Source organism: Corallococcus sp. CA053C (genome assembly GCF_003611675.1).
GTDB lineage: Bacteria > Myxococcota > Myxococcia > Myxococcales > Myxococcaceae > Corallococcus.
The window spans coordinates 1-12995 of the sequence record NZ_RAWA01000284.1; the positions used below are offsets into that span (position 1 = coordinate 1).

General features: G+C 69.0%; 11 protein-coding genes. 4 read left to right on the top strand and 7 right to left on the bottom strand.

Annotation, left to right across the window (positions count from 1 at the left end; genetic code table 11):
* From D7V97_RS29655 to D7V97_RS29670, 4 genes are all read right to left on the bottom strand, one after another.
* On the bottom strand, positions 1-181 hold a 181-nt coding region (locus tag D7V97_RS29655; RefSeq protein ID WP_147445027.1), incomplete at its 3' end, for a protein phosphatase 2C domain-containing protein.
* Positions 182-374: 193 nt separating this feature from the next.
* Positions 375-1064 (bottom strand): NUDIX domain-containing protein, encoded by a 690-nt coding sequence (locus D7V97_RS29660; protein WP_120613998.1) that lies wholly within the window; start codon positions 1062-1064, stop codon positions 375-377.
* Between the two features lie 96 nt (positions 1065-1160).
* The gene (locus D7V97_RS29665; protein ID WP_120613999.1) at positions 1161-2162 is read right to left on the bottom strand and encodes a diacylglycerol kinase family protein; all 1002 of its coding nucleotides are present in this window, start codon (positions 2160-2162) and stop codon (positions 1161-1163) included.
* Between the two features lie 84 nt (positions 2163-2246).
* Positions 2247-3251, bottom strand: coding sequence for an SDR family oxidoreductase (locus D7V97_RS29670; RefSeq protein WP_120614000.1), 1005 nt, complete (start codon positions 3249-3251; stop codon positions 2247-2249).
* 280 nt (positions 3252-3531) lie between these two features.
* Here D7V97_RS29670 and D7V97_RS29675 point away from each other — a divergent pair, with 280 nt between their 5' ends.
* The 4 genes from D7V97_RS29675 to D7V97_RS29690 all read left to right on the top strand — a co-directional run bounded on the left by D7V97_RS29675 (position 3532) and on the right by D7V97_RS29690 (position 10507).
* Positions 3532-5313 carry an Ig-like domain-containing protein gene (locus tag D7V97_RS29675; RefSeq protein WP_120614001.1) on the top strand — a complete coding sequence of 594 codons (1782 nt, stop codon included), beginning with the start codon at positions 3532-3534 and terminating at the stop codon, positions 5311-5313.
* A gap of 86 nt (positions 5314-5399) precedes the next feature.
* Entirely contained in the window at positions 5400-6935 is a 1536-nt protein-coding gene (locus D7V97_RS29680) for a PEGA domain-containing protein (RefSeq protein ID WP_233583307.1), read from the top strand.
* 52 nt (positions 6936-6987) lie between these two features.
* Positions 6988-8409 (top strand): IgA Peptidase M64, encoded by a 1422-nt coding sequence (locus tag D7V97_RS29685; protein WP_120614003.1) that lies wholly within the window; start codon positions 6988-6990, stop codon positions 8407-8409.
* Positions 8410-8554: 145 nt separating this feature from the next.
* Positions 8555-10507, top strand: coding sequence for an Ig-like domain-containing protein (locus D7V97_RS29690; protein ID WP_120614007.1), 1953 nt, complete (start codon positions 8555-8557; stop codon positions 10505-10507).
* A gap of 90 nt (positions 10508-10597) precedes the next feature.
* On the opposite strand, the gene D7V97_RS29695 is transcribed toward D7V97_RS29690, so the two are convergent.
* From D7V97_RS29695 to D7V97_RS29705, 3 genes are all read right to left on the bottom strand, one after another.
* Positions 10598-11140 carry a hypothetical protein gene (locus D7V97_RS29695; RefSeq protein WP_120614004.1) on the bottom strand — a complete coding sequence of 181 codons (543 nt, stop codon included), beginning with the start codon at positions 11138-11140 and terminating at the stop codon, positions 10598-10600.
* 182 nt (positions 11141-11322) lie between these two features.
* On the bottom strand, positions 11323-12087 hold the full coding sequence (locus tag D7V97_RS29700) for an SIMPL domain-containing protein (RefSeq protein ID WP_120614005.1): 765 nt from the start codon (positions 12085-12087) through the stop codon (positions 11323-11325).
* Positions 12088-12213: 126 nt separating this feature from the next.
* Complete coding sequence (locus tag D7V97_RS29705; protein ID WP_120614006.1) at positions 12214-12858, bottom strand: hemerythrin domain-containing protein; 645 nt, start codon at positions 12856-12858, stop codon at positions 12214-12216.
* Positions 12859-12995 lie beyond the last annotated feature (137 nt).

Genomic DNA, 12995 nt, shown 5'->3' on the forward strand with positions numbered 1-12995 from the left:
GCACCCCCAGCTGCGCCCCCAGCTCGCTGCACGGCTGACTGCCACACCCGTCCGCCACCAGCGCCACCAGCCCGTGCGCGCTGTCCCGGACGCAGATGGCGTCCTGGTTGTTGCGCCCCGTGCGCGCATGCTCCCGGCCCTGCACCGAACCCACCGCGACGTCGAAGGGCAGCGTGGACATGGCTCTCCCGTGGCCCTCGAAGGGCACGCACGACTGGGACCTGCTGACGAGGAGGCGACCGGCGGCCGCCCTGGCTTCGTGTCCTTACAACACGAAACTTAGTGTCGAAATGACACTTGGTCAAGGCAACGTGCGGAACCGGCACTCCGGGGCCACTCGGAGCAGGGTCATGAACGGTGGGTGGGGGAGGCCGTCAGAGCTCGAAGTTGAAGCCGGCCTTCTCGAGCTGTTTGTACTTCTTGTGGTCGAACCGGTAGAGGCGCGCGGCGCGGTGGGAGACGTCCTGCTCCACCTCGTCCAGCTCTTCCAGCAGGTCCATGGCGAGGATCTTCTTGCGGAAGTTGCGCTTGTCGAGCTCGCGCTCCAGCACCGTCTCGTACAGCCGCTGGAGCTGCGACAGGGTGAACTTGGGCGGCAGCAATTCAAAGCCGATGGGCTGGTAGCGCACCTTGCCCTTGAGTCGCTGCAGCGCGGTGGCGAGCACCTCCGCGTGGTCGAACGCGAGCTTCGGCGTATCCCAGACGGAGAACCACGCCGCCTCGCGCGCGTCGGTGGCCGCCTGCAGGTGGTGGGCGCTGAGCTTCACCAGCGCGAAGTACGCCACGGTGATGACGCGGCCCCGGGGGTCGCGGTCCGGCGCGCCGAACGTGTAGAGCTGCTCCAGGTGGCTGGTGCGCAGCCCCGCCTCCTCCTCCAGCTCGCGGCGCGCGGCGTCCTCCAGCGACTCCTCCATGCGCACGAACCCGCCGGGCAGCGCCCACCGTCCGGCATACGGCTCCACGCCGCGCTGGATGAGCAGCACCTTGAGGTCCTCGTCGTCCAACCCGAAGACGACGCAGTCCACCGTCACCGCCGGGCGCGGGTACTCATAGGTGTGGCTCATGTGGGAAGCCTCCATCCCCGCCGGGTACCGCCCCGCGCCTGGGCTCGCGGCATCGTGTCCAGCGGACACGGTGCGGGCAAGCTCCTTCGCGCGCGCCTACACCTCGACGAGCCGGCGCAGGCGGCGCCAGTCGACGAGCTGGACGTTCTCCTCGGCCAGGTCGAACTCCAGCGAGCGGCGCATGCCCAGCACGTCGCCACCCATCTGGAAGGGCACCTCGCGGTCGAAGTCCATGCGCACGCGCTCCACGAAGAAGTCGTGCATGCGCGGCATGGGGTGCTCCCCGCGCCACAGGCGGAACATGTTGCGCGTGGCCTCCATCACCCCGGCGCCGTACACGCGCACCGACAGCCGGTGGGGCACCGTCTGGGCGAAGGGGAAGGCCTTGAAGCCGAAGCCCCACTCGGTCGTGGTGGCCGCGCCCGCCACGCCCGCGGGCCCCTGGTACAGCAGCGCGCCGGGCCCGCCGTTGGGGATGGGCCGCACCGCGCCGGTCGCGTCCACCGTCAGCGCGGAGTCGCCCACGTTGTAGACGGACACGTTCGGGTTGCCCTCGCCGAACAGGTGGCGCGGCACCGTGCGGGTGAACATGGCGCCCAGGTAGCCGCGCAGGCCCGCCTGCGAGCTCTTGAGCGGCCCGGCCATGGCGAGCTGGTTCTTGAAGTCTTGAATCATCTCCGCGTCCCAGCCCGTGCCCGCGAAGGGCGCCACCCGGCCCTCCACCCGCACCAGCGAGAAGGGACGCAGCGGCGGCAGGCGTTCGCCGTACGCGGCGATCTGCTTGAGGGCCACGTGGGGACGGGGCGCGCCGGTGACGCGGGCCCAGGCGTTGCCCGTGCCCAGCGGCAGCACGCCGATGGCCGGCAGGGCCACGCCCTGGGAGCGCAGCTCGTTGAGCAGGCCGGTGATGGTGCCGTCGCCTCCGCCCGCCAGGAGCAGGCTGGGCGGGTCATGCCGCAGCTGGTTCACCCATTCCCGCGCCTCTTCCAGGGAGCGGGTGAGGGCCACCCGGGCCCGGGGCAGCAGGTGGCGCACGAGCCCCCCCATGCCTTCAGACCCTTTACGCGCACGCAGATTGACGAGGACGGCGATGTTCATGGCGGGTGTGACTCTTCCCCAGGTCATGTCATGGCCCCGTCACGGAGGCCCCCGGCATGGGGGCGCACCCCTGAATCATGGCCATCACGCTCCCAGGGCGTGCGAGAGCCGCACGCCCAGGCGACGGTCGCTCGCACGGCGTCGCAGGGTCACCGCCGCGGCGGCCAGTCCTCCGGCTACCAGGAAACGGCGCAGCCATTGTTTTCCGGCCCCGTGGTAACCGCCGGACGTTCCGGTGCCCTCGGGCATGGGCTGGAAGACGTTGCCGGAGGTGGGGCCCGTGCGCGCGTCCTTGAAGTGCAGCGCGTCCGTGCTGGCGCGCATGGTGCGTTCGAAGGTGCCGGGGAGCAGGCCGTGCATCGTCGCGAAGCTCTTGCCCGCGGGGCCGACGAGGGTCTCCGGCTCCGGGTGGCGCAGGACGCGCAGGATGGTGCGGGCCACGCGCTCCGGGGTGTAGACGGGCTCCACCGGGCGGATGCGCCAGCCGGTGTAGTTGGCGGTGTGGCGCCAGAGCGGCGTGTCGATGGCGGCGGGCATCACCGTGCACACGTCGATGCCGGTGTTCAGCAATTCCTGGCGCAGCGACGCGGAGAAGCCGCGCACGGCGAACTTGGAGGACACATAGGCGCTGACGTACGGCGCGGGGACGGAGCCGAAGGTGGAGGACACGTTGACGAGCGTGCCGTAGCCCTGGCGACGGAACTGCCCCAGGGCCGCGCGGGAGCCGCTCACCGTGCCGAAGAAGTTGATCTCCATGAGCTGGCGGAATGCCTCGTCCGGCGTTTCCTCCAGACTGCCCAGCATGTAGACGCCCGCGTTGTTCACCCAGCCGTCGAAGTGGCCGAAGGCGCGCACGGCCTCCTCCGCCAGGTGGCGCACGGAGGCGGCGTCCGCCACGTCGGTGGGCACCACGAGGGCCTGGACGCCCAGGGCCTCGCACTCGGCCGCCAGGTCCTCCAGCGGCTCCTCCCGGCGCGCGGCCAGGACCACGTGGGCGCCCTTCTTCGCCAGGAGCAGCGCGATGGCCCGGCCGATGCCGCTCGACGCTCCGGTGATGACGATGACCTTCTTCTTCCAGACGCGATCCATGGGGTGGGGTCCTCGGGGTGGCTCGATGGCTCGAAGGTTCGGTTGCAGCGGGGTCGATGGGCGCCGCTCATGACGCCCCACGTCGCAAAATGGGGATGAAGCATGAGTCGTACCCGGGCCTCCGGCAGCCCACCCGGGGAGCAGCCAGCGGAGCAGGGCGGCCCGCAATCCGGATGGCCGTCCACGTTCGGGACCGGGAGGCAATCCCCCAGGCCCGCTGGCCTGGAGGGCGGACAGTCCGGTAGAGGACGGAACACGGCCTGCATCGTCGGTCGGTCCTATGAGCCCTCGTCAGCGAGTCTTCCCATGGCACTGGGGGAGCGTCGTCCTGCTCTTCAGCACGGCCTGCCTGAGCATTCCGTCTCTCGACGCATCCAACACCCAGGTCCGCATCGTCAGCCCCGAAGCGGCGACCTACACGAACGGCATCGTGGTCGTACGACTGGAGGTCACAGGGGACACCCCGTCTTCAGTCGAGCTGCTGCTGGACGGCGAAGTCCTGACCACCGTCGAAGCTCCCTACAGCTACCCGTGGGACACAACGTCGGTTCCTGAAGGCCTCCATCGGCTGACCGCGAGGTCGTTCCTGGGCGATGGCATCGTGACCAGCGAGCCCCGTGAAGTGGTGGTCGACCGAACGCCTCCAGCAGTGGTTTCACGGACGCCAGCACCTGGGGCACAGGACGTCTGGGTGCGCGGCCCCATCCAAGCCGTCTTCAGCGAACCCATCCAACCCCTTTCGCTCACGGACGCGTCCGTAAGGCTCAAGCGGGACAGCATCGACATCTCAAGAACGCTGTCCCTGTCTCCCGATGGAAGAACGCTCGCCGTCAGCCCGGTGACTGCATTCACCGCGTCCAGCAGCGCCAGCCTGGTGCTGACCCCTGGCATCGCGGATCTCGCGGGCAATGTTCTTTCTGGCCAAAGCGAGGACTGGTCCTGGGACATGCCCTATTGGATCCCGTGGGGAACCGCGCAGGGGGCTACCGCCACGAGCGGTACGGTGCAGCTTGGCAGCTATGATTTCGACTCCCAGGGCACCCTGTTTGGCGGATGGCACATCACGGAGGGCTCGGCTCGCAGGCTGTTCGTACGGAAATGGGAACAGGGCGCATGGCACCCGCTTGGTGAGACACTCAGTGGGCCTGCGGCAGACTCCCGCATTGAGGAATCAGCGCTTGGGTTGGACACGAATGACGTGCCGATCATCGTGTGGAGCGAAGCGGACACCCTGGGCATCTTTCAACTCCACGCAAGCCGATGGTCGGGAACGCAGTGGGAGTCCGTCGGTGACCCTTCAAATCCGTCGGATGTGCTCACCAACAAACAGTCCCCGTCGTTCTTCCGGACCTCCACCGGAAAGCTCGCCCTCACCTGGAGGGAGTGGAAAGGCACCAGTGCTTCGACGTGCATCAGCACGTTCGATGAACAGCGTCGGGGATGGCAAAGGCCGTTCAAATGCATCGCCACCCCGACTCCGGATGTCCGCGAGAGAAATCAAGCGGTCCTGCGGTTCACACAGTCAGGTTCACCCATAATGGCATGGGTCATACCTGGAACCTTCTGGACCTTCCACATCAGCCAACTGGTGGGCCAGGACTGGGTTGAGTTCGAAAGCGACATCACCACAGAGGCTCAATACCCCTACATCAGCATGAGCGTTGATTCCACCGATCATCCAGTTGTCGCCTGGATTCAGTACGACGGGAATGCCGACAGTCTTTATGTCACCCGCTGGAACGGCACGTACTGGGAAGTGCTTGGCGGACGCCTCGACGCGATCGCTGGGAAGACTTCCGTGGTCGATCACTCACTGACCGCCGACGATACAGGTGCTCCAATCGTCGCATGGACAGAGCAGGGCTCCCCTTCAGGGAAGATCCATGTTCGTCGGTGGCATGACAACACCTGGAATGTCGTTGACGCTCGATCGACACCACAAGAAGGCCTCAGCCTCAATGGATTCCGACGTACGGCGTCGGGGACGCTCTTGCTGACAGGGATGGCTCCATCAGCGGGGTCGCAAGCATGGCGGCTATGGGTCAGGCAATTCAATCAATGAACGGCCAAAGCATTCGTCGCGCCTCTTCTTCATCGTCCACACGAAGCATCCTCCTCAATCCTCCACTCCAGTCAGTGGGCTCCTTCTTGAAAAAGACCCCGTTCGCGATTGCCCTCTTCTGCCTGCTCGCCACCGCCGCCGCGCAGGCCTCGCCCCACCGGATGGTGGTCTCCAGCGGCGACTGCCGGGACGCGGAGCTGAGTGGCCAGTCGAAGGCGTTCTACGACGCGCTGCGCGCCCGCCCCGACCAGCGCCTGCTGGGCGCCGCCGAGTTCGGTGAGCGGCTCTTCCCCTCACCCTCCCGCTCGTTCGAGGACCTCCAGCGCCAGCTCGACGCCGCACAGGACCAGTTCTACGAGGGTCGCAACGCCCGGGCCTCGCAGCTCCTCGATGACGCCCTGCGCGACATCGGCCGACTGCCGCCGGGTGAGTCGCGCTGGAAGCTCTACGTCCGCGCGCAGTTGCTGCACGGGCTCAACCACCGCGCGCTCGGGAAGACGAAGGACAGCGACGCGGCCTTCCTCAAGGTCCTGCGCCTCCAGCCGAAGTACCAGCTCGACCCGGATGAGTTCGCCCCGTCCCTGCGACAGGCCTTCGAGAAGCTGCGCCGCGACCAGGCGCGGGCCCCGAAGGTGAAGCTGTCGGTGAAGTCCACGTTGCCCTCGTCGGACGTGTACCTGGAGGGCTTGAGCGTCGGCCAGACGCCGGTCCTGCTGGAGCTCCCCGCCGGCGCGTATGAGTTGTCCGTGGTGAAGGGCGACGCGGTGAGCTTCCCCCGGCAGGTGCAGGTCCAGGGCGCGGACACGCCGCTGCTGGTGGACCTCGCCTATGAGGGCTCGGTGACGGCCGCGCCCTTCCCGTGCCTCTCCATCGTGGACGGCAGCGAGGAGCGCACGCTGAGCCACGCGGTGCGCTTGGGTGGCACGCTCGGCGTGGAGGAGGTCATCGTCGTGCGGCTGGAGCGTCCGAGCAGCGGGCCCAAGTGGTTCGCCGCCACGGTGCTCAACGTGGAGGGAGGCCAGAAGCTGCGCGAGGGCGGCTTCAAGACGCAGGGCCTGGATGCCCCCAGCGAAGCGCTCTCCGCGCTCGTGGACTTCGTCACCACCGGCCGGTCGCCCTCCAACCTCGTGGTGATGAACAACGCCAACGGCCGGGCCCCCTGGGACGCGGGCGGGGCGCGGGGCGCGCAGTCCTCCAGCACGGGCGCGGACCTCACCGCGCCCAACCGGCTGTCGGAGGAGACGGAGGTGTCCACCACCGGCGCCCGTCCTCGGACGGGCCTGCGCGTGGCGTCCTACGTGGCGATGGGCGCGGGCGTGGCGGCCCTGGGGGGCGCGGGCATCGTGCGACTCCTGGCCCAGAAGGACCTGGACGCCCTGGAGGCCCGCCGCGCGGCCAACGATGGGCGGCTGGTGAGCACGGACGCGGAGGCCGTCGCGCTGCGCGGCGCGCTCGTGAAGAAGAGCGGCCTCATGACGGGGCTGCTCGTGGGTGGAGGGGCCGCGGTCGTCACGGGGGCCGTGCTCTTCCTCGTGTCCTCGCCCGCGAAGGCGCCGCCCGTCACGCTGGGCGTCGTGGCGGATGGGACGGGCGCGGCGGCGGCGGTGTCCGGCTCGTTCTGACCGGACGTTCCCGCGAGAAGCGCCTCGGGTGGTGCGCATAGAGTGCCGCCCCATGCGCGCTTCCCTCCTCCTGCTGCTGCTCACGGCGAGCACCGCCCTCGCCGCGCCCCGGACGTTCCGCGTCGACTACTTCCACACTGGCAACGCCACCGAGGAGCGCTTCAGCCTGGAGCGGCTCGTCGTAGAGCCCCTCCCCTGGCCGGGCCACCTGGCGCGGACCGTCGACGACACGAACCTGGGCAAGTACCTCTTCGAGGTGCGGGACCGGCAGACGAACCGGCTCCTGTATTCGCGCGGCTTCGCCTCCATCTTCGGCGAGTGGGAGCTCACCCCTGAGGCGAAGGAGGTCCACCGCACCTTCGGTGAGTCGCTGCGCTTCCCCACGCCGGACCGCCCCGTCCAGATCATCCTGAAGAAGCGCGATGCCCAGAACGCGTTCCGGGAGGTGTGGTCGTTGGTCGTGGATCCGAAGGATCCGTTCGTCGACCCGTCCTCGCCGCCCGCGCCGGGCGCACTGATCAAGCTCGTGGAGAGCGGCCCCTCGCAGGACAAGGTGGACTTCCTCATCCTGGGCGACGGCTACACGGAGGCGGAGCACACCAAGTTCGAGAAGGACGCGCGGCGACTGGTGGACATCCTCTTCAGCACGTCCCCCTTCAAGGAGCGCAAGGGCGACTTCAACGTCTGGGGCCTGGTGCCCGCGGCGGCCGAGTCCGGCGTGTCGCGCCCGTCCACCGGCATCCACCGCCGGCCTCCTCTGGGCTCCACCTACGACGCCTTCGGCGCGGAGCGTTACATCCTCACCTTCGACAACACCGCCTTGCGCGACACCGCCGCCTTCGCGCCGTACGAGTTCGTGGAGATCCTCGTCAATGGCAACACCTACGGCGGCGGAGGCATCTTCAACCTCTTCAGCACCGTGGCGGCCGACAGCCTCTGGGCCTCCTACGTCTTCGTCCACGAGTTCGGCCACCACTTCGCGGGACTCGCGGACGAGTACTACACCTCCGCGCCCATCTACGGCCCCGCACCCGAGGACCGAGTGGAGCCGTGGGAGAAGAACGTCACCGCCCTGAAGGACCCCACGCAACTCAAGTGGAGGGACCTGGTGTCACCCGGCACACCCCTGCCCACGCCGTGGAATCAGGCCACGTATGACGCGCATGCCGTCCAGGTCCAGCAACGCCGTCAGAAGATCCGTGCCGGGCGCAAACCCGAAGCAGAGATGGACGCGCTCATGCTCTCGCAGCGGGACTGGGAGGAGAAGTTCCTGGGCACGCAGAAGGTCTCCGGGAAGGTGGGGGCCTTCGAGGGCGCGCACTACGAGTCGAAGGGTTTCTACCGTCCGCAGGCGGACTGTCTGATGTTCACCCGCGACCGCGTGCCCTTCTGCGCCGTCTGTCAGCGCGGCATCCGTGAAATCATCGACCTCTATGCGGGTCCTTCCGTCCCGCAAACGCGGAAGAGTCCCTGACTTTCATAGATTCCCCGGGTCCTGCGCGTGACAGGCCTGTGGCACGCGGTGGGGCAAATGGACGCCCCTCCATTTTCAGGTGTAAGGGGAACCGCATCTGGATTCGGAAGTCTGCAATCTGCAAACCCCCATGGGAGGCATTCACATGCTGAAGCGAAGCTGGCTGCCGGCGCTCGTGACCACTGTGTTCATCACGGTTGGCACGGGTTGTGGTGACGAGTGCGTTGATCAGTTCGACTGTCGTGACAAGGGCACGCCGCCTGCGGGACAGACCTTCGCCTGCGTGGAGAACAAGTGCGAGCTGCGCACCCTGAACCTGCCGCCCGAAGAGGACGCGGGCACGGACGCGGGCACGGAGACGGATGCGGGCACGGAGACGGATGCGGGCACGGACGGCGGCACCACCCCGACGTGCACGCCGGCCTGCACGCTGACGCAGGTGTGCAACACCACGACCCTGACGTGCGAGGACTCGGGTCCCGCGGTCACGGCGACCAGCGCCCAGATCGCCGCCTTCCTGGCCGTGGCGCCGACCGCTCCCGCGCCCACGCCCACGCCCATTGATCCCCCGCTGCCCATCAACGGCGCGTTCGTCACCTACATCAAGCCGGCGGTCGGTGCGGATGTCGCGGGCTTCTTCCTCCAGGCCGAAGCGGCCGGACCGGCGATGTTCGTCGCCTCCGACCCCGGGACGCTGAAGGTGGGCGATCGCGTCAACCTCAACGCCGGCGGCACTGTGTTGCAGAGCGGGATCAACAAGTCAGCGACGACCATCACGGGGCTGACCGTGGTCAGCCAGAACCACCCCGTGCGCAACCTCAGCACGGCGACGCCCGCGGGCCTCGTGGTGGATCAGTCCAGCGCGACGGATCTGCTCACCAAGCCGGACACCTATTTCGCGACCCTCGCCAGGATGACCGGTACGCTCAACGGCGGTTCTGGACCGAGCGGTGGCGGTCACGTGGCGTTCACGCTCAAGACGGCGGGCATCAACAACGCGAACCTCAAGCTGCGCGTGCCCGACACGCTGGCCGCGGAACTCGGCCTGGCCGACACCTGCGCCGTGACGCTCGACGCGGGTCCCATCTGGAAGTTCACGACGACGACGACAGGAACCCCCCCGACCCAGACTTCGGTCGTCCAGCCGTCCGCGTACTACCGGGCGGACCTGACGGGCATCACCTGCCCGGCTCCGACGCTTGCGAGCGCTTTCGCGACGTCGCTCACCCAGGTCAAGGTCTCCTTCAGCCGTCCTGTTGACGCGGCGAGCCTCACGGCCGTGCCGACGCAGTTCACGTTCAGCAATGGCCTCCAGGCCCAGAGCGCGACGGTCAGCGGCAAGGACGTCCTCGTGACGACGAGCGACCAGACTGCTGGCGCGGCGTACACCGTGACGGTCGCCACGTCCGTGAAGGACACCGTGGGCGGTGCCGTCGTCAGCCCGAACTCGGCGGCCTTCAAGGGCTTCCGTACGGCGGCGGTCCTGCGCATCACCGAGGTCCAGCCGAATGCCGCAGCCAGCAAGGACCTGGTTGAGCTGCAGGTCGTCTCGGCGGGCACGACCGACGGACTCGTCCTCCAGCAGGACGCCGTGTCGCCCACGACGTTGGCCGTCCTGCCGGACGCCAGCGTCGCCGCTGGCGACATCATCGTGGTCCACCTCGGTGGCGCGGTGGAGAGCGAGACCACCGCCAAGGACCAGTTCCCCGCGGCCTCCAACGCCGGCAACTACGACACGGCCTGGGACTTCAAGGGCGGGGCGACCGGCATCACGTACTCCAGCCGGAGCATCGTGGTGCGCAGCGCCACGAATGAGATCCAGGATGGCGTGCCCTTCTTCAGCACTTCGGGCACCCCGCCCGGGGCCTTCCCCAGCAACGTCCAGGCCTTCCAGGCCGCAGGACAGTGGCTGCCCGCGGATTGCGGTGGTGCGCTGTGCACGACCACGTCCACGCCGACCGCGGCCCAGGTCGCGGCGGACTGGACGAGCATCCCCGTGGCGATCACCTCCTCGGTCCGCCGGGTGAGCGCCACCGACACGAACACCAAGGATGACTGGGCCGTGGGCGCTTCGTCCTTCGGTGTTGCCAATCCGTAGTCCCCGCTCCTGACGTCCTGAAGTGACAGGGCCGCGATCCTCTTGAGGATCGCGGCCCTTCTTCTTGGCGACAGGCGCGACGACGGGCCCTCAGCGCAGGGGCTGGGACTCGGGTTCCGGTTCGAACATCTTGCGCGCGGGCACGACCTCCACGTCCCTTGCAATCCATCCCTCGTCCCGGGACTCGTAGGTCACGCGCAGCTCATCGCCTTCCTTCAGGTCGCGCAGTTCCGCGTCCTGGTTGTCCCGGCGCAGCCGCGTGCCCTCCTCCACCCAGACCTCGCGCTCCTGGCCCTGGCCGTCCACGAAGAGCACCTCGTTGTCGCCCACCCAGGACACCCGGCCCGCGACCCAGCCGTGGGCCTGGGGTCGGCCCGAGCCGCCGGTGCCCTCCTCCTGCGTCTCGGGCACCGTGGCGCCCTTGGCCTCCGCGCCCGCGGCCTTCAGCGCGCTCGGCTCCACGCGTTCCTTGGAGGCCATCAGCCCGCGCAGCACCTCCGAGCGGCCCTCGCGCTGCTTCGCGGACGGACCCTCCGGCTTCTGCTCCCCCCCGCTGCCGCATGACGACAGGCCGCCTCCCAGGCCCAGCAGGCCCAGCACCAGCAGGCCCGCCGTCCCGCGCTTTCCACGCATAGGCCATGACCTCCCGCTTCGGGCGAAGGGGCCCACACGTCACGTGCCGGGGCCCCGCTTCCTCACGAGGAAACATGCGGACGCATCGTCCGCCCGGGAACCACGGCCTTCAGGCCCGGGGCTCGACCGGTCGGACGGCCCGCGCCTCCCGGCAGCAGGGCAGGGAGGCGGGCGCCCGGCGTCTAGCGCGTGACTTCGATGGCGAAGATGAGCGTCACCTTCGCCTGCACCGTCTGCTCCTCCGGCTGGATGGGCGTGGGGGACGCGGCGCGCGACTCGGCCATGTCCATGGCGAAGGTGGCCGACGGGTACAGGCGCGGCGCTTCCGTCACCGTGCTCGCGTCCAGCACCGCACCCAGCTTCACGTTGAGCGCCGTGGCCAGCACGTCCGCCGACTTGCGCGCGCGCACCACCGCCTGGCGCAGCGCTTCGCCCTGCACCGCCTCCTGGCGGCTCAACCCGAAGCGCACCGAGTCCACCCGGTTCGCCCCCGCCGCGAGCGCCTTGTCCAGCAGGCCGCCCACCTTCGCCAGGTCCGTCACGTGGACGCTCACCAGGTTGCTCACGCGGTAGCCCTTGAGCTTCGGCTCCCCGCCCTGCGGCGGCGGCGGCGCGTACTCCGGGTAGACGTTGTAGTTGCGCGTCTGCAGGTCGCGCTTCGCGAGGCCCGCGGACGTGAGCGCCGCCAGCACCTTCTCCATCCGCTTCGCGTTCTCCTCGCCCGCGGCCTTCGCGTTCGCGGCGGACGTCTCCACCGCCACGTCGATGAAGGCCTCGTCCGGCTGCGCCTTCACCTCGCCAGTGCCCTCCACGCGCAGCGTGCGCACCTGCGGATCCACGGGGGGACGCGCCTGCGGTGAACCGGGCGGCTGCGGCTGCGACTGCGCCGCGGCACTGAAGCCCGCGAGCACCACCAGCGTCGACAACATCCTGCGAACGGCGGACATGGCGCCTCCTTCCAAGGGCCGGGGAAACCTCCCGCGTCTAGCGCGAAAGCCCCCCTGCCTCCAGGACGCCCTGGGCCCGGCGGACATTCACCGGGCCCGTGACGTCGTGCGCCAGACGCTCTGGCGTCAGTGCGTCAGCGACTCGCCGCCAGCGTCCATGGACCTGTTCGCCTCCGGCTTGCGCGCCGGACGCCGCGTGGCCTTGCGCACCTGCGTCTCCGCCTTGCGCCGCGCGGTGCGCAGGGCGTCCCGGCCCATGTCCATCACCGCGGACACCGCGCCCGCCAGCAGGTTGCCCGGCGGCGTGTCCGGCGCGGCCGGGTGCGGATGCGTGGGCGCCGCCCGCTTCGCCAGCTCCAGCGCCTCGCCCACCTGCTTCAGCTCCTGCGGCTTGAACACCTTGCGCACTTCCGGGAAGAGGTACTGCTCCTCCTCGGTGACGTGGGCGCGCACGTTCTCCATCAGCACGTGCACCTTCGCGTCGAAGCGCTCCGCCTCCGGCGGCATCGTGTCCAACTCCGACAGCACCCACTTCACGACGTGGTGCTCCTCCAACGCGCGCAGCACGTCGTCGGAGAGCTCGGCGGCCCGCGCGCGCACCGCCGGGTAGAAGACCTGCTCCTCGATGGCCGCGTGCACCGACAGTTCGCGCACCATCTCGTCCACCAGCTTGCGCTTGTGCGCGAGCGCGTGGTCACCCGACTTCTCGAACTTGCGGAACAACTGCTCCACCGTCTTGTGGTCCGCCTTCAGCAATGTGATGGCATCCATCGGCCGTCTCCCTTTCTTCACCGGGGGCCCGCGCCTCCCCCCTCCCGATTGCCCGGGAGTCCTTCTCCCTGGCGCAGCGCGGCACGTCCCGAAGGGTGGGGATGGATTCCCGTCCGTGCCCACCCACGCCTCCCCGC

What these genes read in the sequence shown, in the direction of transcription:
- D7V97_RS29675 (WP_120614001.1), top strand. Translation starts at nt 3,532, where the DNA reads ATGAGCCCTCGTCAGCGAGTCTTCCCATGGCACTGGGGGAGCGTCGTC.
- D7V97_RS29660 (WP_120613998.1), bottom strand. Translation starts at nt 1,064, where the DNA reads ATGAGCCACACCTATGAGTACCCGCGCCCGGCGGTGACGGTGGACTGC.
- D7V97_RS29685 (WP_120614003.1), top strand. Translation starts at nt 6,988, where the DNA reads ATGCGCGCTTCCCTCCTCCTGCTGCTGCTCACGGCGAGCACCGCCCTC.
- D7V97_RS29690 (WP_120614007.1), top strand. Translation starts at nt 8,555, where the DNA reads ATGCTGAAGCGAAGCTGGCTGCCGGCGCTCGTGACCACTGTGTTCATC.
- D7V97_RS29695 (WP_120614004.1), bottom strand. Translation starts at nt 11,140, where the DNA reads ATGCGTGGAAAGCGCGGGACGGCGGGCCTGCTGGTGCTGGGCCTGCTG.
- D7V97_RS29665 (WP_120613999.1), bottom strand. Translation starts at nt 2,162, where the DNA reads ATGAACATCGCCGTCCTCGTCAATCTGCGTGCGCGTAAAGGGTCTGAA.
- D7V97_RS29700 (WP_120614005.1), bottom strand. Translation starts at nt 12,087, where the DNA reads ATGTCCGCCGTTCGCAGGATGTTGTCGACGCTGGTGGTGCTCGCGGGC.
- D7V97_RS29705 (WP_120614006.1), bottom strand. Translation starts at nt 12,858, where the DNA reads ATGGATGCCATCACATTGCTGAAGGCGGACCACAAGACGGTGGAGCAG.
- D7V97_RS29670 (WP_120614000.1), bottom strand. Translation starts at nt 3,251, where the DNA reads ATGGATCGCGTCTGGAAGAAGAAGGTCATCGTCATCACCGGAGCGTCG.